Raw genomic sequence first — 18,616 nt, 5'->3', positions numbered from 1 at the left:
TCTTACTATAACTCAATTCGCATTCAAACAAAACTAAACAACCAGTCACCGGTTGAATTCCGACGACTGGCTGCTTAAACTTGTAAGGTGTTTTGATCCCTGTCCTACAAACGGGGGTCAGTCCCAAATCCAAAGGGGTTTTTGTGAATGCTTGAAAGCATTCCTTATTTTCACTCGTCGACAGATTATGAAAGATTACATCTTTTCAATTACACTTTTTACTAAGGAAAGAAACTCCGCTTTTACCTTCTCAGTCGTCTCCATTACCTCGTCATGGGATAATGGTTGATCAAGAATTCCTGCCGCCATATTGCTGATGCAAGAAATACCGAGTACCTCTATGTTCATATGGCGAGCCACGATTACCTCTGGTACTGTAGACATCCCAACAGCATCTCCGCCCAGAATACGCAACATGCGAATCTCAGCAGGAGTTTCATAGGATGGGCCTAATAGCCCTGCATACACGCCTTCTTGTAATTGGATGCCCAATGTAGCTGCAATCTCTTTAGAAAGCTTACGTAAACGTTTGGAATAAGCTTCAGACATATCAGGGAAGCGAGCGCCTAAAGACTCATCATTTCCTCCGATTAACGGATTGCGATACGTCAGATTGAGATGATCAGAAATTAACATCAAATCACCTGGTTTGTAGGATTCATTGATGCCACCTGCTGCATTCGTAACAATGATGGTTTCTACACCAATCGCTTTCATGACACGAATCGGGAACACAACAGCTTCCAATTCATGCCCTTCATAGTAGTGAAAGCGTCCTTGCATCGCTACTACCTGCTTGCCTTTCAATTTTCCAATAACAAGCTGCCCTTTATGTCCGACTACTGTTGATTTTGTAAAATGGGGAATCTCGTTGTATGGAATAACAGTAGTTTCTTCAATTTCATCTGCCAAAACACCTAGACCTGAGCCTAAAACTAAGCCGATGGTTGGCTTTTCAGTAAGCTTTTCCTCAATAAACGCCTTTGCTTCAAGAATTTTGGACATGTATGCTCTCCCCCTACAATTGAGCTAAGAAACTTTGACCGATTTTCGGCATTTTCACTTCGAAGTTTTCGGCAATGGTTGCCCCTAGGTCAGCAAATGTTTCACGCACACCTAGATTTTTGCCTGTCTCCAAGTTTTTGTAGTAAGCCAGTATAGGTACATATTCGCGAGTATGATCAGTGCCATGATGAGTTGGGTCATTTCCATGATCAGCTGTTATGATAAGTAAATCATTTTCTTTTAAAGCTGCCAGTAGCTCGGGAACGCGTGCGTCAAACTCCATTAACGCTTTTCCGTACCCTTCTGGATCGCGGCGATGACCATATTTGGCATCGAAATCAACTAGATTTACAAAGCTAAGCCCTGTAAAGGATTCTTGCATGCTTTGAAGTAGTTTATCTACTCCATCCATGTTGTCCTTGGATCGAATCTCTTTACTTACACCCTCTCCTGCATAAATATCAGAGATTTTACCAATCGCAATGGAAGTGAGTCCTGCCTCTACAAGGTTGTTCATAACCGTATTGTCAAATGGTTTCACAGAGTAGTCATGACGATTTGAGGTACGTTCAAATGCCCCTGGTTTTCCTAAAAACGGACGAGCAATTACACGTGTAACCGCATATTCGTCACGCAGTGTAAGCTCACGGGCAATCTCACAGATCTTGTATAGCTCTTCTAGCGGTACGATTTCTTCATGAGCAGCAACTTGGAATACGCTATCAGCAGACGTATACACAATTACGGCACCTGTTTTCATATGCTCTTCGCCTAATTCATCCAGAATTTCAGTTCCAGATGCTACCTTGTTACCTAATACTTTACGCCCGATGCGTTGCTCGAATTCCTCAATTAATTCTTGTGGAAATCCATCTGGATATGTATTAAACGGAGTAGATACATGCAACCCCATAATTTCCCAATGTCCAGTTGTTGTATCTTTCCCCATAGAGATTTCTTTCATTTTGCCATAGTGTGCGCGAGGTGCAGCCACAGCTGGTACATTATGTAGCGGAGCAATAGTACCCAGACCCAATTCTGCAAGATGCGGAAGTGCGAACCCATCTACCTTTTGTGCAATATGACCAAGTGTATGAGAACCTTCATCATTAAATTTCTTAGCGTCAGGCAATTCACCAATTCCAACACTATCCAACACAATTAAAAATACACGCGAAAAACGATTCATTTGTGTGTTCCTCCTTATGCACTTGAAGTCTGCCTTGTAAAGTGTACGTCCATCTCTTTAGGCACGAGGATGTGTTTTTGCATAGACATCTTTGATGCGCGTACGCGTTACATGCGTATAAATTTGAGTGGTAGAAATATCGGCATGTCCCAACATTTCCTGTACAGATCGCAAGTCTGCACCATTTTCTAAAAGATGTGTTGCAAAGGAGTGTCGCAAGGTATGCGGTGTAATCTCCTTTTGGATTCCCTCTTGTAAGGCATATTTTTTAATAATTTTCCAAAACCCCTGGCGCGTAATCTGTGTGCCTAAATGATTTAAAAACAACGCCTGGTCTGAACTTGCCTTAACAAGCTGCGGACGCCCCCGATCCAAATAGGTTCGGATTACTTGAATGGCAATGCTACCAAGTGGAATCATGCGTTCCTTGGAACCTTTCCCCATACATTTGACAAAGCCCATGTCCAAATTAATATCCCCCAGTTGTAAGGATACTAACTCGGAAACGCGAATTCCGGTCGCATATAGTAATTCTAGCATGGCTTTATCACGATATGCTATAGGTACATTTCCTTTTGGACCATCTAATAACCGCTCTACCTCTTCTACTGACAACACCTTAGGCAACCTTTTCTCGATTTTGGGTGTTTCCAGATGAATGGATGGATCAGTTGTCATATGACGGTCGCGAACCAAGAACTGATAAAAGGCACGTATGGATGCCATATTTCTAGATAAGGTAGCCGTAGCCCGTCCTTTCTCTTGAAGCATGAATAGATAGCCAACGATATGAGTACGTGTAGTATCTTCTATCTTGCTAATTCCCTGGTCATTCAAATAAGCAGCGTACATTACTAAGTCATGTTGATAGGATTCCAGCGTATTTGCTGCAAGTCCTTTTTCTACTGCGAGAAAGTGGGTAAACTGATCGATTAGCATATCCATGAAGCCACTTCTCCTCCTGGATTAATTATACCAGAGTGGTACCTTATACATTTCAACAGCGCACTTACAAAATCCTGCTTTTTCATTCTCCTTCCAAGAAAAAAAGCTGAAGGCGCTCTAAATACCAGTCCAACTCAGATACGGGTTTATTGTTCAGCCATTTTACCACCTTAACAGCATTCCCGGTGGGTTCTCTATAGGGATTTGCCGGCAAAAGATGGTGTGATAAGTAGGATACTACTCCATAGCTAAACAAGGAACAAGTGACAAAAAGCAAAAAGAATCGAATTAATTCCATAAAACGGCGAAATGGAAAACTCATTGCAACAGCCCCTTGAGCACGGTTGTTGCTATTTTATGCCTTTTTGTCCCTATTCATGACTTTCATGAACAAGAAAAAAACTTCTCCTTTACTATGGAGAAGTTTTTACTTGTAGTCTTCCAAATTAACTTTATCAAGACAACGATGGCAGATTCCATAAAAACTGAGTCGGTGATCTGTTACAGCAAATTTGTAGTCCGCTTTTACCTTCTCTTCTGTTCCCACTAACAAATCTTCGAATATCTCATCCACCGTACCACAATGTAAGCATATTAAGTGATGATGGTGATGTTTAGCATTATCATCTCGGAGGTCATAACGCGCTACTCCATCGCCAAAGTTCATTTTATGGATAATCCGCAGCTCACTCAATAGCTCCAAGGTCCGATATACCGTTGCTAAGCCAATCTCAGGAGCTTTGTCTTTTACCTTTAAGTAGACATCCTCAGCGCTGAGATGATCTGCTTCATTCTCCAGTAAGACACGAACTGTAGCTTCGCGTTGCGGAGTCAATTTATAGTGGTGCGAATGTAATTGTTGCTTTATCTTTTCTATTTTTTCTTCCATGTATGCCCCTCCCCGTTCGCATCAAACCTGTACTTATTATAGAGGAGAGAAATCTATTTAGTCAAATACATAAGTTCTTATCTTATAATTATTCTTAATTAATAGCGTACTGCATTAATAATGGCGACAAAAAAGTCTCCAATAAAGCAGCAGCTATCAGGATTATAAACATGCTCCCCATTAAAATCGAATAATGAGCGAAATGGGGCATAATGCTATCTCGACGTGTAACTAATCTAGTACGAACCAAACGAAGAGAAAATGAAATACCTGCAACACCGGCAATGAGCATAGCGGGAACCACTAACATATTTTGCGGAAGAACACCGAGCAGAGCAAACGTCACTCCCTTCCATTGCAATTCTCCTACGAGAAATCCAACGGTAAAACCAACAATGATACCCTTAAGAAATAATAGGAGCAAAATCATAGGCAATCCAATAATGGACATTCCTAATACCCACAGTATCAAAATTGTTTTTAAGTGATATCCAAACGCTTGTTGAAAATGTAGGGAGGAATCCGTTATGCCGCTTTTATCAAAGTTAGAGAAAAAATAATTGAGAAAGCCAAGCAATTCATGGCGCTGTGACAAATCAAGCGAATTAACAAGCACAGCTCCAAAGATAATGCCCATTGTAAATAGGACGATGGTAAATAGGAAAAGGGATTGGTTTTCTTTTAAATAAAGTTGGATGCCATGTCCAAAGCGGTTACGCAAGACGGCCCCCTCCTTGGCTGTCAGGATACTTACAATCTATGCACCGCTTGTCTATTCTATGACTAATAAATAGGTGCTACTCCCCTTTTTCTTCCATTACCTTTCCATAGATCCCAGCTCGACCTGCTTGAATCAATAGCTCGCCACGCCTTGCCTTTACAATCGTACTCGTCACTTTTTCACCCAATACCTGACACAAAATCTCCTCATTCACTCGGTGAAGAACATCCATTTCTGTTCCGATTTGTTCATAGATTTTTTGCCGCATTTTAGGGCCTATCCCTGGTAAAAACTCTAAAGGAATCTGCTCTACATACGGTGGACGATGAGTAGGATGCACCCCGATTGGCACATCAGCTAACTGATCTATCCGTTGGCTAACACCTCTTACCATCTGTTTATACCCACACGCAGGGCACCGTCCCAGCTCATTCTCTTGTTCCATGGACCCACATCCCTGACACGCTGTTTGGTGATACTTACCTAGCTGTGGAGATAGCCCATAATTAGACGCAACCCTTCTGCCTTGCTCACGTCGCATCGCCATCGCCCACTCCTGGAAGCTTGGTTGCTTTAGCAAGATCGCTTGATATTCCCTACCAATCTTTTGTAAGGAATGGGCATCTGAATTTGTCACAAAGGTTTTCTCATGCAACTCCTGTAGCCGATCTGCCATATCTGTATTTGCACTTAAACCTAACTCAACTGCATAGACCAAGCTAGGATCGGCAACCTCGCTAAGATGATCCGTACAGCTCCCATAAAGCCCTTTATGAGGTGTAAAGATGTGTGCTGGTATCATAAGTCCCTCGTGCCGGTCAATAAAATGCTGGAGCTCAAGAAGGCTTGTATATACGCGTTGTGAGCTTAGGTGTACATTCTTGCAACGAACAGCCAACCACTCCGTGAAGAGACGCATCCTGCGCAAATCAGGCATATAACACAAAAAATGAGCTTCTCCCCTATTAGGTTCCTTAATTTCAACCTCACAGCCGAGCAGTAGAAGTGTTCGTTTATAATAGATGCCTCCATCGGGATGAGCTATAGCCATTTTTCGATCAATCAATTCCTGCAATTCAGCCTGCACCTCGGGAGCATGCGCGTCTATAACACCAATGATCTCCATTCCCTTACGCTCAGAGGCTTCCTCCAAAATACTATGAAGCGTCATTTTTCTGGAAGCCGTAATTTTCACAGCCTTACCTGACATCGTTCCGCCAATGTGTATATGTAAATCCGCAAAGAAAGAGGACAGCATGATTACAGACGCTGATTCAAACGCTCATTTTCCATTACAAACAAAGCAAGAACGGTTTTAGCGTCTCGAATCTCTCCCGCTTCATGAAGTTTTCTAGCTTCTTCAAGTGTCACGTACATCACTTCAACAAATTCATCTTCGTCAGGTTTGCATTCTCCCTCGACCAATCCCGTAGCCATGTACAGGTGTAAAAGCTCATCTGCAAACCCCGGTGAGGTATAAAAAGAGCTGATATGTTTATACTCCTTGGCTTTAAAGCCAGTCTCTTCTTCTAATTCACGCTTGGCACACTCTAAAGGATCTTCTCCCCTCTCAAGCTTACCAGCAGGAATTTCTACAATAGATCGCTCCAATGGTTTACGAAATTGACGCACAACGATCAATTTGCCATCCTCTGTAATCGGCATAACCGCTACAGCACCTTGATGCTTCACAATCTCCCGTTTAGCTGTATGACCATTCGGTAGTTCTACATCGTCAACCTGAACCGAAATAATTTTGCCGTCGTAGATTTTTTTCGTAGCAATCGTTTTTTCATATAACGAATCGTGCTGAGCTTGTTTCATGGATGTTTCCTCCTAAAGGAAAATGTTTTTGCTGCTTTTGCACACCAGGCTTTTCATAAAAATACCTGTTTACCTTTTGAAATAATTCACCTTTTAGTTCTATTTTCGAACCCCTCTCCATATCTTAGCATCAAGAATAGCTTGTACAACCCTTTCTCAGAAAATCTCTCCTCGAATTTCAATGACCACAACTTTCTTACATGAAACCGCAGTTCTAGGCACACTCTTAATTAGTTGTACATAACTCTTCTAAATCCAAAGGGGGACATTAGGATGAAATTATATACAGATTTTAAACAGTTACGCTTGGTTGGGAAGGTAAATGAAATTCAGGCCGCTCTGCGTGGCTTATCTGAGCAGCCCATCACATTACATGACTATTTACAGCAAATAAATCAACCCAAGGTCTAAACGGTACTTAGTTCATTTCGACTAGTTGCTTAAGCCACCAGGCAGTTTTGGCCATTATATCAGCGGTTATAAAGGGAGTCGGGTCTTCCTTCCAATTCCGTCCCATCGAAGAAAGCTTCTCTAGGTGATGCCTTTTATACAGACTATCAATCGCTGATACTGTCTCTGCTTTTTGTCTGAGGATAATATGTTTTTTGGCCAAAGATGACTGTTCTATCTGGCTTTCGATATGTAGATCACGTGCATCTCCAAACAGAGGTATCGGTAGAAGTACAGGTCGAAGCACAAATTTCTTTAACAGGGTGGTTGTATGATGACTAATGCCATAGTGCCGTTCTCTTTTATCTCTAAAGCTAATTCTTGGTAAAAAAAACGGTACTCCGCCCAGAATATCCACATGATGCAAAATATCCGCTAATTGTAAGCCTGTGAAGCCATAAGGCGTACCTGTACCTACTCCGCCAGGTCCAGGCGTACAAATGATCCAATCCGCTTGATACACATGTTTTGCAGCTAGTAGGCCCGTTACGGTATTGACGCATTCTCCATCTCCCCCAAAAGCCTGACCGGTCGTAATGGTGGCGTGTACATATTCGTTGCTTACAAGCCAGTGTACATGCTGTGATAGTGAGAGTGGCAGTGCGGTATGGTCCGTCATCATATAAACAATTCGTGCTTCTGGCATCCGTTCTTTTAATTGAACACATAATGCAGGCAGCATACTATGTAATTCTGCTATCAGTACAAAACTCCCCGCTAAAGACAATTCCTCCTGAGCAAATAGCCCATGATAGGGACTCTCCTGTTCTTCTAGTGTATCCACGGCCATCTGCCAGGGAGTATAGCGCATTTTCATAATATGCCCGTATTTTGATGGGTAATGTTGTCTATTACAAAAAGGTTCCAGAGCCATTATAAAGTCTGTCCCACCGGTTCCTAACTCCAAATGAGTTGCTGTAACATTAAGCAACACTGATTTCCCCACCCTTACATCTTCTTTTTGACCATAATAAATAGCACGTTGTTTTTTACCATCTGCTCGCTGAACGAGTACTTCTGTAACCCCTGTTCGTTCTTCTATACAGGTAAGAATATGACCTGCCATCATTTGTTGCATTCTCTTCATCCTCATCCATTTTATTTCTAAAAAAAGATGGAACATTATACATTCCATACCTATGCCCCTCCTCTTCCAAACTTTCTAGGACATACAAAAAAGAGCTTGGTGCGATGACCAAGCTCTTTTCCTATTCGTTATTCTACACATTCAGCGATAACCGCTAGTACCAATTCAGAAGCCTTGTATAGCTCCTCTAAAGGCATGCGTTCATTTTTTGTATGTATCTCTTCATACCCGATACCAAAGTTGACAGATGGGATGCCATGTCCGTTAAACACGTTACCGTCACTGCCCCCGCCGCTATTGGTTAGCTTCGGCTCGCGATCTACACGTTTTACCGCAGCAATCGCTTTTTGTAACACTGGCGTACCTTCATCAAATTTATAGCCGGAATACATAAACTTAACATCATTTTCACAAGTCGCCCCAAGCTCAGAAGCCACTTCTTCAAAAGCAGTCGTCATTTTTTTCACTTGTGCTTCTAATTTTTCATTTACCATACTACGTGCCTCAGACCAAATCTCTACGTAATCTGTCACGATATTGTAAGCACGACCACCTTCAAAACGGCCAATGTTTGCAGTAGTATCTTCATCAATACGTCCAAGCGGCATACGTGAAATAGCCTTGCTAGCCACAGTGATAGCGCTTATGCCATCCTCTGGATTCACACCGGCATGAGCAGCTTTTCCGTGGATTTTGGTAACAATGCGGTATTGGCCAGCTCCAGCTTTGACAATTTCGCCCACTTTCCCTGTTGAATCCAAAATAAAGCCCATTTCTGCCTTTAATTTGCTCGCATCCATGTGACGTGATCCAACTAGACCAGATTCCTCACCAACGGTTAATACAACCTGGATAGATGGGTGGGGTAGGTTTTTCTCTTTTAATGTACGAATGGCTTCAAAGATCGCCGCGATACCTGCTTTATCGTCAGCACCCAGTATCGTAGTACCATCTGTTACAACATATCCATCTTTAATGGAAGGCTTTACACCTTTGCCTGGAACGACGGTATCCATGTGGCAGCTAAACAAAATGGCAGGACCCTTAGCAGTACCTTCTAGGTTAGCAAACAAATTGTTCGCACTATGTTCTGTTTTGGAAGCAACATCATCTTCCTCTACAGAAAAGCCCAAGCTTGCCAATTTATCCTTTAATACCTCAGCAATCGCTGCTTCTTCTTTTGTTTCACTGTCAATCTGTACAAGCTCCAAAAACTCTGCAAGAATTCGTTCTTGATTAATCACATTGACTTCCTCCGTTCCCAATTCTCTATGTAACCCTTTTAGTATACCGTAAAAAAGTTAGTCTGTACTATTCAGTCGGAACTTTTTTTCTTTCCCATTTCGCGTAGCTATAATGGAATGTTGCCATGTTTTTTGGCAGGGCGTTCCTCACGTTTCTTCTTTAGCATGTCCAGAGAATGAATAAGGTATTTTCTCGTTTCTCTCGGATCAATAATATCATCTACCATGCCATGCTCTGCTGCTACATAAGGATTGGCAAATTTTTCACGGTATTCAGTAATTTTTCGTTGTCTAGTCGCCAAAGCATCTTCACTTTTCTCAATTTCTTTTGCAAAAATGACACTAGCTGCGCCCTCTGGCCCCATCACCGCTATCTCCGCATTAGGCCAAGCATATACAACATCAGCACCAATGGCTTTGGAATTTAGCGCAACGTAAGCACCGCCATATGCTTTACGAGTAATGACGCTTATTTTTGGTACAGTTGCTTCTGAGTAAGCATACAGAATTTTGGCTCCATGTCGGATAATTCCCCCATGCTCCTGATTTACTCCTGGAAAAAAGCCGGTCACGTCCACAAAGGTAACTAACGGAATATTAAAACAATCACAAGTGCGAATAAAACGTGCCAATTTATCAGACGAATCAATATCAAGTCCCCCTGCCATTACTTTAGGCTGATTGGCAATAAAGCCTACAGGTTGACCTTTTAACCGCCCAAATCCAACCACAACATTTCTAGCAAATTGTGATTGAATTTCCATGAAATCTCCATCATCTACAATGAGTTTCAACATCTTTTTCACGTCGTATACCTTAGTCCCAGCGACAGGAACAATGTCTAGCATCTCCTCTAGCCAATTTCCCTCGTCCCCGTCAAACAAAATAACGGGAGGCTCTTCACGGTAGTTTTGAGGCAAAAACTGAAGGAGACGGCGAACTTCTTCCAGCACTTCCGCCTCCGATTCAGACGTAAAATGAGCAACTCCACTTATGCTGGAATGAACCTTTGCCCCGCCAAGATCTTCACTAGAAATTCTTTCCCCTGTAACAGTTTCAATGACCTTGGGGCCCGTGATAAACATCTGCGAGCTTTTTTCTACCATAAACACAAAATCAGTGATAGCAGGCGAATAAACGGCTCCTCCAGCGCATGGTCCAAGAATGACCGAAATTTGTGGAATGACGCCTGAATAGATAGAATTCCGATAAAAAATATGCCCATAGCCATCTAGGGAAACGACCCCTTCTTGGATGCGTGCTCCTCCAGAATCATTTAAGCCTACAACAGGGGCGCCATTTTTCGCCGCCAAATCCATAATATTAGCAATTTTCTTAGCGTGCATTTCACCTAACGCCCCGCCAAAGACAGTAAAGTCCTGGGCAAACACATAAATCGTCCGTCCCTGAACTTTTCCGTATCCTGTCACAACGCCTTCCCCAGGGGCTTCCAGCTTATCTAGTCCAAACAGATTGCTGCGATGCTTTACGAATGGCTGAAGCTCTACGAAGGTTCCTGAATCCACTAACAGATCAATTCTTTCACGAGCTGTGAGCTTTCCACGTCTATGCTGGGCTTCGATTCGTTCATCTCCGCCGCCCAATTCTATTTTATTCTTCCGCTCGTATAGCTCGTCAATCTTAGCGTACATCTCATCACTCATCTGCCAGCCCCTCCTTCTGCTGTTCATACTGGCATAGCTCGAATAATACGCCATTCGCCGCTTTGGGATGCAAAAAGGCTATCTGTGCTCCATGCGCCCCTAGCTTCGCCTGTTCATGGACAAGCTGTACTCCATTCTGTTTAAATTGCTGCAATCGTCCCTCAATATCATCCACATCCAATGCAATATGATGAATACCCTCGCCTCGTTTTGTAATAAAACTAGCGATTGGGCTTTCCGGGGAGAGAGGCTCCAATAGTTCCAGATTCGTTTCTCCAATTTGCAAAAAGGCAACCTCGACCTGCTCTGATTCCACTTTTTCCCTTCCCTTAAGCTGTAGACCTAATTGTTCCGTGTAAAAGGGAAGGACCGCTTCAATTGACTGGACAGCGATGCCTATATGAGCAATTCGTTTGGGAGTTTCGTGCCAGCTATCCCTTTTAGGTCTCGCCTTGCTTCGAACAAAGTCTACAGCCGCCTGTGTTGGAGTACCCGGTGTAAAAATTTCAGCAATCCCCTGTTCTTTTAGGAAAGGAATATCTTCTTGCGGAATCACTCCGCCGCCAAAAACCATAATATCCTCAGCCTGCTGCTCTCGTAACAAACGAATTACTTCTGGAAATAATTCATTATGCGCCCCAGATAAGCAGGACAATCCAATAAAATCAACGTCCTCTTGAATCGCCGCATGTACAATTTGTGCAGGGGTTTGACGCAAGCCAGTATATACGACCTCCATCCCTGCATCACGTAAGGATTGGGCGATAACGAGTGCACCGCGATCATGGCCATCCAAACCTGGCTTTGCTACTAATACACGAATTTTTTGTTTCATCGTTGTCTTTCCTCCTTCGACCCGATTAAACCGCCCGGTACTCCCCAAAAACCTGACGTAAAACTCCACAGATTTCTCCAATCGTGGCATAAGCGCGTACACAGTCGAGAATAAACGGCATTACATTTTCTTTGCCCTCTGCGGCTGTCTTTAATCGACCGAGCGTTTGATCAACTAAAACCGCATCTCGACGATTACGCAGGTTTGCCAGTCGCTCCGTCTGTTTTGTACCAATCGATGGATCTACTCGTAAAAGCTCAGGCTGCGTCTCATTCTCAAGCGTGAACCGATTGACGCCTACTACCACTTCTTCTCCAGACTCAATATTACGTTGTGTTTCATAGGCTTGCTTGTGTATCTCACGTTGCATATATCCTGCTTCAACTGCCGCAACTGCACCACCCATTTTCTCGATTTTGTCCATATAAGCCAGAACGCCTTTTTCAATCTCGTCAGTTAAGGCTTCCACATAATACGAGCCGCCCAATGGATCGACCGTATCTGTAACCCCGCTTTCATGGGCAATAATCTGCTGAGTGCGTAGGGCAATACGTGCAGAGTCCTCAGTGGGCAGAGCAAGAGCTTCATCACGGGAATTGGTATGCAAGCTCTGCGTTCCACCCAATACAGCCGCCAACGCTTGTAAAGTAACTCGCACAATATTATTATCTGGCTGCTGTGCCGTTAAAGTAGAACCGCCTGTTTGTGTATGAACACGGAACTGCCAAGATTTTGGCTGCTTTGCTCCATAAACATTTCTCATTAAATTTGACCAGATTCTTCTGGCAGCTCTAAATTTTGCGACTTCTTCAAAGAAATGATTATGTGCATTAAAAAAGAAAGATAACTGCGGAGCAAAAAGATCGATATCAAGGCCTGCTTGCAATGCTGCTTCTACATATGCTCTGCCATCCGCTAGAGTAAAAGCTACCTCTTGTACAGCACTAGAACCCGCTTCTCGAATATGGTACCCACTAATGCTGATCGTGTTCCATTTAGGCACATGTTGCGCACAGTACGCAAAAATGTCTGTAATCAGACGCATAGAGGGCTGCGGTGGAAAAATGTAAGTACCCCTAGCAATATATTCCTTTAAAATGTCATTTTGAATTGTGCCGCTTAGGGCGTGTGACGGTGTTCCTTGTTTCTCTGCAACAACGATGTACATGGCCAATAATACAGAAGCCGGTGCATTTATGGTCATAGAGGTACTCACTTTATCGAGCGGAATCCCCTGTAATAAGGTTTCCATGTCTTCCAAGGAATCAATTGCAACACCAACCTTCCCTACTTCTCCCACCGACATAGAATCATCGGAGTCATACCCAATTTGTGTAGGCAGGTCAAAAGCAACGCTTAGTCCAGTCTGTCCCTGCTCTAACAGGTAGCGAAACCGTTTATTCGTCTCTTCTGCTGAGCCAAATCCAGCATACTGACGCATCGTCCAAAAGCGCCCTCTATACATCGTAGGTTGAACGCCACGAGTGTATGGATATTCTCCGGGAAGACCGATTTGATCCATATATGATTGATTCACTTCTTTAGGCAGATAAAGCTGCTCGACTTCCAAATCGGAAGAGGTGGAAAACCTTTTCTTGCGTTCCGGTGTTTTCTCGAGCCGTTGATTCAACCGTTGTTGCCAGTCCTGATAGATTTGGGTAAAATTATGATCAGACACGTGTTCTCCCCCAATGCCAGCATAATGGAAAAATTAAGAATTCTCCTCTATTTTATTCTAGCATAGCCTCGCCGTTTTTCAATCAACGGTAGTAGCATTTGTACATTTAAGTAAACAGATTCAATTTTTAGAAATGATGGCTTTACCTCCCTCTGGTTACAGTAAAGCCTTTTGCAACATTATTGAACATAAGAAAAGGAGCTGTCCCATATTGAAACATCAATCTACTATCGCCAAAATTCTGGTCGTTATTCTTGTATTGGCTCTCATTGTTCCGATGATTTTTCAATACATTTAGGAAACACTCTCCTATAACCATTAAAAAATACCCCCAGTCAAAAGATGGACTTGCATGGATGTCCATCTTTTCTGGGGGTATTTGGCTTTAAGCTACGTTCTTATTTAAAAATAATGACGCTGGAAGAAGCGTTATCCCATGCTAGGTTGAAGCGCAAGTTATCAGTGATTGTACGAATTGGTAACATTGGTACATTGTTTTTCAATTGTACAGCGGTTGGCAGAGTATAGTTCTTACCATTGATGTTGACAACCTTTGAACCTACTTTGAAGCTCATTGTTGTTTTTCCATATTTTACAGTAGCAGCCGCTTTTGTGTAGGTTGTGCTTACTTTCAATCCATCACGTACAAAGGTAGCTGGTACCATAGTATTACCATTCACTGTGTAAGGAGCTACAGCCAATGGGAAGGTTTTTCCTTGTGTTTTAAAGGATGCTGCACCTACTTTAAAGCTGATTCCGTTTTGCGCACCGACCGTTACTTGACGAATGAACAACGGATTTTTTTCAGCAGATGTATAAACGCCTACATTGTAAATATTAGATGCTCCAGGTGTTTGGATTTTTGCATTTTCATTTACTGCTACGCTTACTGCTTGACCTGCAGGTAGGTTAACTGATGGGTAGATAACCAAGTTTTGTCCACGAGTACCAACATAGCTTGGATATGTGCCATTAACGGTCACGGCTGTTGTTGGAATAGTCGTAGGGACACGGAAGGTTGTTGGCATAACCACTTCAATATAATCAGATGTGCTAAGACCAACGCCTAGCGCCTTAATCCCAACAGTCATACCAGTAATTGCATTTGGATTAGGCTTGCTAAGTGCTACAGTCGCTGTGCTGTTGTTAGCAGGAACCACAGGTACTGTAGGATTAGTTGGGTTTGTTGGGTTTGTTGGGTTTGTCGGATACGTAGGATTAGTCGGATTTGTTGGTGTTACTCCTCCTGCTACTACAGTAAACGATTTAGAACGATAAGTTGTATCTCTATATTTTACAGCCAGATCGTAGTTGCCTGTTGAAGTAGGCATTTTAAGGAACGCGTCGTTTTTAAATTCGATACGTACACGATCTGTACTAGAGAAGTTATAAGGTGTTGACAAGGTTACCGTACGACCCGAAACTCCAGTAGATCTCGCAGGAGTTCCATTGATTGTTACAGATGAGCTAAAAATATAGCCTGGAACCATATCTTGGGTAGGAAATTCTACATAAAGATCATTGCCGCCTCTAAGTTCATCCCTTAATCTTACATCCATTGCTACAGAGCTGCGAGCTCCTGCTTTGTTATCGGATAAAGTGACACTGTAGTCACTATCTACAGAGGAGGAACCTTTTTTCATTTCAAATTCTTTTGAAACGTAGGTCGTATTTCTATAATCAACTTCTACTTTAAAAGAGCTACTAGAAGAAGGGGTTCTGATCCCCGCATCTTTGTTAAATTTAATCGTCAGCCTTTTATCGCCGTCTGCTTTCGAGCTAGGCTTAATTTTAACTGTTCTTCCAGATACCTCAACGTCTTTTGGAGAATATCCATTTAGTTCAACGTCACTTGTGCTGATTTTATTAGGTACCATGCTAGAGTAAGGGAATGTCACTTCTACATACTTTGTATCGTCTAGCTTGTCATTTAAATCAATTCGGGAAATTTCAAGAGATGTTTTTTCATCTTGATATTTGCTTCCAAAGTCGACGGAAAAGGCGCTTTTCTCAGTTTTGCTTTTGGAAGAAGAGCTTTTACTTTTCCCGATTTTAATTGAGTCTGTTGATTTTCCTTCTCCATCATCTACAGAGATATCATATTCGTCGTCATCATCAGGGTTACCGACATCCTTGATAACAATTTCTACATCATCACCATCATCAATTTTCTTACTGATTTCAATGGTGATTTTTCCACGGCTAACAGATACGTCTTTTGGCTTGCTTCCATTTACTTTGATCGAATCTTCATCAACGTCTCTCAAGTCAAAATCTGTACCAAAATTTACAACGATCTCATCACCCTTTTTTAGATCATCTTCTGCTTCAAATTCAAGGGTGTAGGTCGTTGTCTTATCTGTTTTCGTATCTTTTGCATCAACAGACAAACCCTTAGCTGCGTATGTACTCTGCGGAACAGAGACCAAAGGTGTAATTGCTAGAGTCGATGCTAGCAGTAGGAATGCGCCTCTCTTTAGTTGTTTATTCATAATTCTCCTCCTGTTCACTCTCGATTTTTTGCCTTTGGATAAATTCAACTCTCCCTTTCAGTGTACCATTAACAGAATGTTAATAAGACAAAGTTGTTCATAACATTAAGGCAATTTTAAAATAGTATCCATTATTTAATACGAACAAATCGTGAAAAAGTTACATAAAAAAACCAAAAAAATGAGGAAGATTACCTATCTTCCTCATTTTTTCCATTTTATTTCGTGTTAGTAAATCTTCGTTTCTGGGCCAATGGCTTCCAATTTCGTTTTTACACTTTGCAGGAATCGGCCACATACTAACCCATCTAGAACACGATGATCAAGAGATAAACACAGATTAACCATGGAACGAACAGCAATCATATCGTTTATAACTACTGGACGTTTCACGATGGATTCCACGCTCATAATCGCCGCTTGCGGTGCATTGATGATAGGCTGTGACAGTACAGAACCAAATGATCCAGTATTATTTACGGTAAAGGTTCCGCCGCTCATATCATCCATCGTTAGCTTACCTGCTCGCGCTCTGTATGCTAAATCTTCAATTGATTTGGCAATGCCGTACACTGATTTTTGATCAGCATCCTTAATAACTGGAACAAATAAAGCATCCTCGCTCGCTACAGCAATAGAGATGTTTATGTTTTTACGAACGATGATTTGATCGCCTGCCCAAGAGGAGTTAAGCATCGGAAATTCTTTCAATGCTTCTACCACTGCCTTGATAAAGAATGGCAGGAAGGTTAAAGAAACGCCTTCTTTTTGCTTGAATTCATCCTTTATACGATTGCGGAAATGAACAAGATTGGTCACATCCACCTCAACCATCATCCAAGCATGCGGGGATTCATGCTTACTTTGCACCATGCGTGACGCTATCGTTTTACGAACAGGCGTCACAGGGATGCTCTGGTCCCCTGCTGCTACAGATACTTGACTTGGTGCTGAAGAGGTCATTGGACTGAGACTATTGGACTGCGGTGTTGCTGGCATAGATGGTGCTGGTGTACTAGTCGGCATTACCGCAGACTGTGGAGTAGTTGCTAATTTGTTCGCATCGGTTGCTTGCGGTAAGCCACCTTGATCAATCACCTTTTGTACATCTTTACGCGTAATTCGTCCTTCTAAGCCAGTGCCTGACACATGGGCTAGATCAATATTATGCTCCTGAGCAAGACGCATCACAGCAGGGGAATAGCGTTGTTTACTTCCCGATTGCCCCTTCGTTTCATTTTTCACAGCTCCACCTGTCGAGGCAGGAGCTGAAGACGGCATTGATGTGGCAGATTCCGGCAAGCTTACTTCTACACTGCCTGCTGAATTGCTGACACTTTCCGTTCCTTCTTCTATATAAAGAATAAGAGTACCGACACTAACCGTCTCTCCTTCAGGAACTACGATCTCCTTAATGCGTCCCGATACAGTGGAGGGCACTTCGGCGGTTACCTTATCCGTATTTACTTCAGCTAACGGATCATACTTGTTGACCACATCGCCCACATTTACAAGCCACTTGGTGATGGTCCCTTCTGTAACGCTCTCGCCCAATTGTGGCATGAGTACTTTCGTTGCCATGGTTCGTCCTCCTTTTGCCTAGAAGTGCGCTAATTCACGCATCGCTTCCAATACTTTTTCTGGACTTAACATAAAGAATTTTTCCATCGGTGGGCTGTATGGCATTGCCGGTACATCCGGTCCGCACAGACGCTTAATTGGCGCATCCAAATCGAATAGACAATGCTCAGCGATAATAGCAGCTACCTCGCCACCAACTCCGCCTTCCTTATTATCTTCATGGATGATTAACACTTTCCCCGTCTTAGATGCCGCTTCTACAATCGCTTCCTTGTCTAGCGGATAAAGTGTACGCAGATCCAGAACATGGGCAGAAATTCCTTCTTGAGCGAGCTTTTCTGCAGCCTGCAAAGCAAAATGCAGGGAGAGCCCATAGGAAATGACGGTAATATCGTCTCCTTCTCGCTTTACATCTGCCTTGCCAATTGGTACTGTGTAATCTTCCTCTGGCACTTCGCCTTTAATTAAGCGATAGCAACGTTTATGCTCAAAAAACAGAACCGGATCTTCGTCACGGATAGCTGCTTTTAATAAACCTTTTGCATCATATGGGGTTGAAGGAACTACCACTTTTAACCCTGGAACGTTCGTAAACATCGCTTCTAAGGATTGCGAATGATACAAGGCCCCATGTACCCCTCCACCAAACGGAGCTCGAACAGTAAGCGGGCAATTCCAATCATTATTGGAACGATAACGCATTTTAGCGGCCTCGGAAACAATTTGGTTCACCGCTGGCAAAATGAAATCAGCAAATTGTATCTCGGCAATAGGACGCATGCCTACCGCCGCTGCTCCGATTGCTACGCCCACAATCGCTGATTCAGCTAATGGTGTATCGATAACACGTTGCTCTCCAAACTCTTCAATCATACCATTTGATGCGCGGAAAACTCCTCCGCGTACTCCTACGTCTTCTCCCAACAGAAATACTTTAGGATCACGACGCATTTCTTCTTTCATCGCCATGGTAATTGCATCAATAAAAGAAATAACTGCCATCTTAACTCCC

General features: G+C 42.8%; 17 protein-coding genes. 1 reads left to right on the top strand and 16 read right to left on the bottom strand.

Features of this window, described 5'->3' with window-relative positions; translation table 11 throughout:
- Positions 1 to 195 precede the first annotated feature (195 nt).
- The 8 genes from O0550_RS23210 to O0550_RS23175 form a co-directional block, all read right to left on the bottom strand.
- Entirely contained in the window at positions 196 to 1,005 is an 810-nt protein-coding gene (locus tag O0550_RS23210; protein WP_003337815.1) for a purine-nucleoside phosphorylase, read from the bottom strand.
- A 13-nt stretch (positions 1,006 to 1,018) separates the two neighbouring features.
- Positions 1,019 to 2,194, bottom strand: coding sequence for a phosphopentomutase (deoB, locus tag O0550_RS23205; RefSeq protein ID WP_003337817.1), 1,176 nt, complete (start codon positions 2,192 to 2,194; stop codon positions 1,019 to 1,021).
- 57 nt (positions 2,195 to 2,251) lie between these two features.
- A complete protein-coding gene (gene xerD, locus O0550_RS23200) occupies positions 2,252 to 3,139 on the bottom strand; it encodes a site-specific tyrosine recombinase XerD (protein ID WP_003344721.1) in 888 nt (295 codons plus the stop codon).
- An 82-nt stretch (positions 3,140 to 3,221) separates the two neighbouring features.
- On the bottom strand, positions 3,222 to 3,461 hold the full coding sequence (locus tag O0550_RS23195; protein WP_003337819.1) for a DUF4227 family protein: 240 nt from the start codon (positions 3,459 to 3,461) through the stop codon (positions 3,222 to 3,224).
- Between the two features lie 105 nt (positions 3,462 to 3,566).
- Entirely contained in the window at positions 3,567 to 4,028 is a 462-nt protein-coding gene (gene fur / locus O0550_RS23190) for a ferric iron uptake transcriptional regulator (protein WP_003337821.1), read from the bottom strand.
- Between the two features lie 94 nt (positions 4,029 to 4,122).
- Positions 4,123 to 4,749, bottom strand: coding sequence for a stage II sporulation protein M (gene spoIIM / locus O0550_RS23185; RefSeq protein WP_003337822.1), 627 nt, complete (start codon positions 4,747 to 4,749; stop codon positions 4,123 to 4,125).
- Positions 4,750 to 4,825: 76 nt separating this feature from the next.
- The gene (locus O0550_RS23180; RefSeq protein WP_258427322.1) at positions 4,826 to 6,007 is read right to left on the bottom strand and encodes an endonuclease Q family protein; all 1,182 of its coding nucleotides are present in this window, start codon (positions 6,005 to 6,007) and stop codon (positions 4,826 to 4,828) included.
- A 2-nt stretch (positions 6,008 to 6,009) separates the two neighbouring features.
- On the bottom strand, positions 6,010 to 6,573 hold the full coding sequence (locus tag O0550_RS23175; protein WP_003337824.1) for an NUDIX domain-containing protein: 564 nt from the start codon (positions 6,571 to 6,573) through the stop codon (positions 6,010 to 6,012).
- A gap of 273 nt (positions 6,574 to 6,846) precedes the next feature.
- Here O0550_RS23175 and O0550_RS23170 point away from each other — a divergent pair, with 273 nt between their 5' ends.
- The gene (locus O0550_RS23170; protein WP_181749611.1) at positions 6,847 to 6,984 is read left to right on the top strand and encodes a Z-ring formation inhibitor MciZ; all 138 of its coding nucleotides are present in this window, start codon (positions 6,847 to 6,849) and stop codon (positions 6,982 to 6,984) included.
- A 7-nt stretch (positions 6,985 to 6,991) separates the two neighbouring features.
- Here the strand turns inward: O0550_RS23170 and O0550_RS23165 are convergent, their stop codons facing one another.
- The 8 genes from O0550_RS23165 to O0550_RS23130 all read right to left on the bottom strand — a co-directional run bounded on the left by O0550_RS23165 (position 6,992) and on the right by O0550_RS23130 (position 18,606).
- Positions 6,992 to 8,158, bottom strand: coding sequence for a DUF3866 family protein (locus O0550_RS23165; protein ID WP_258427321.1), 1,167 nt, complete (start codon positions 8,156 to 8,158; stop codon positions 6,992 to 6,994).
- A gap of 80 nt (positions 8,159 to 8,238) precedes the next feature.
- Positions 8,239 to 9,354 carry a M20/M25/M40 family metallo-hydrolase gene (locus O0550_RS23160; protein WP_003344733.1) on the bottom strand — a complete coding sequence of 372 codons (1,116 nt, stop codon included), beginning with the start codon at positions 9,352 to 9,354 and terminating at the stop codon, positions 8,239 to 8,241.
- A gap of 107 nt (positions 9,355 to 9,461) precedes the next feature.
- A complete protein-coding gene (locus tag O0550_RS23155; protein ID WP_258427320.1) occupies positions 9,462 to 11,018 on the bottom strand; it encodes an acyl-CoA carboxylase subunit beta in 1,557 nt (518 codons plus the stop codon).
- Positions 11,011 to 11,853, bottom strand: a complete 843-nt coding sequence (gene mce, locus O0550_RS23150; protein WP_003344737.1) for a methylmalonyl-CoA epimerase — start codon at positions 11,851 to 11,853, stop codon at positions 11,011 to 11,013. The genes O0550_RS23155 and mce overlap by 8 nt, the downstream gene beginning before the upstream one ends.
- Before the next feature lie 25 nt (positions 11,854 to 11,878).
- Positions 11,879 to 13,531 carry an acyl-CoA mutase large subunit family protein gene (locus O0550_RS23145; RefSeq protein ID WP_258427319.1) on the bottom strand — a complete coding sequence of 551 codons (1,653 nt, stop codon included), beginning with the start codon at positions 13,529 to 13,531 and terminating at the stop codon, positions 11,879 to 11,881.
- 398 nt (positions 13,532 to 13,929) lie between these two features.
- Positions 13,930 to 16,023: a copper amine oxidase N-terminal domain-containing protein gene (locus O0550_RS23140; RefSeq protein WP_258427318.1), complete on the bottom strand. Its 2,094-nt coding sequence runs from the start codon at positions 16,021 to 16,023 to the stop codon at positions 13,930 to 13,932.
- 228 nt (positions 16,024 to 16,251) lie between these two features.
- Positions 16,252 to 17,604, bottom strand: a complete 1,353-nt coding sequence (locus O0550_RS23135) for a dihydrolipoamide acetyltransferase family protein (protein WP_258427317.1) — start codon at positions 17,602 to 17,604, stop codon at positions 16,252 to 16,254.
- Between the two features lie 18 nt (positions 17,605 to 17,622).
- Positions 17,623 to 18,606, bottom strand: coding sequence for an alpha-ketoacid dehydrogenase subunit beta (locus tag O0550_RS23130; RefSeq protein WP_003344746.1), 984 nt, complete (start codon positions 18,604 to 18,606; stop codon positions 17,623 to 17,625).
- Between the last annotated feature and the right edge of the window lie 10 nt (positions 18,607 to 18,616).

This window comes from Brevibacillus halotolerans, assembly GCF_026891775.1.
Classification (GTDB): domain Bacteria; phylum Bacillota; class Bacilli; order Brevibacillales; family Brevibacillaceae; genus Brevibacillus_B; species Brevibacillus_B halotolerans.
This window is presented reverse-complemented; position numbering and strand designations above follow the sequence as displayed.

Bases quoted from the DNA above. Each gene is read 5' to 3' on its own strand.
- O0550_RS23155 (WP_258427320.1), bottom strand. From the start codon at position 11,018: ATGAGTGATGAGATGTACGCTAAGATTGACGAGCTATACGAGCGGAAG.
- O0550_RS23175 (WP_003337824.1), bottom strand. From the start codon at position 6,573: ATGAAACAAGCTCAGCACGATTCGTTATATGAAAAAACGATTGCTACG.
- O0550_RS23170 (WP_181749611.1), top strand. From the start codon at position 6,847: ATGAAATTATATACAGATTTTAAACAGTTACGCTTGGTTGGGAAGGTA.
- O0550_RS23165 (WP_258427321.1), bottom strand. From the start codon at position 8,158: ATGGAATGTATAATGTTCCATCTTTTTTTAGAAATAAAATGGATGAGG.
- xerD (WP_003344721.1), bottom strand. From the start codon at position 3,139: ATGGATATGCTAATCGATCAGTTTACCCACTTTCTCGCAGTAGAAAAA.
- fur (WP_003337821.1), bottom strand. From the start codon at position 4,028: ATGGAAGAAAAAATAGAAAAGATAAAGCAACAATTACATTCGCACCAC.
- O0550_RS23180 (WP_258427322.1), bottom strand. From the start codon at position 6,007: ATGCTGTCCTCTTTCTTTGCGGATTTACATATACACATTGGCGGAACG.
- O0550_RS23135 (WP_258427317.1), bottom strand. From the start codon at position 17,604: ATGGCAACGAAAGTACTCATGCCACAATTGGGCGAGAGCGTTACAGAA.
- O0550_RS23130 (WP_003344746.1), bottom strand. From the start codon at position 18,606: ATGGCAGTTATTTCTTTTATTGATGCAATTACCATGGCGATGAAAGAA.
- O0550_RS23195 (WP_003337819.1), bottom strand. From the start codon at position 3,461: ATGAGTTTTCCATTTCGCCGTTTTATGGAATTAATTCGATTCTTTTTG.
- mce (WP_003344737.1), bottom strand. From the start codon at position 11,853: ATGAAACAAAAAATTCGTGTATTAGTAGCAAAGCCAGGTTTGGATGGC.
- O0550_RS23210 (WP_003337815.1), bottom strand. From the start codon at position 1,005: ATGTCCAAAATTCTTGAAGCAAAGGCGTTTATTGAGGAAAAGCTTACT.
- deoB (WP_003337817.1), bottom strand. From the start codon at position 2,194: ATGAATCGTTTTTCGCGTGTATTTTTAATTGTGTTGGATAGTGTTGGA.
- O0550_RS23140 (WP_258427318.1), bottom strand. From the start codon at position 16,023: ATGAATAAACAACTAAAGAGAGGCGCATTCCTACTGCTAGCATCGACT.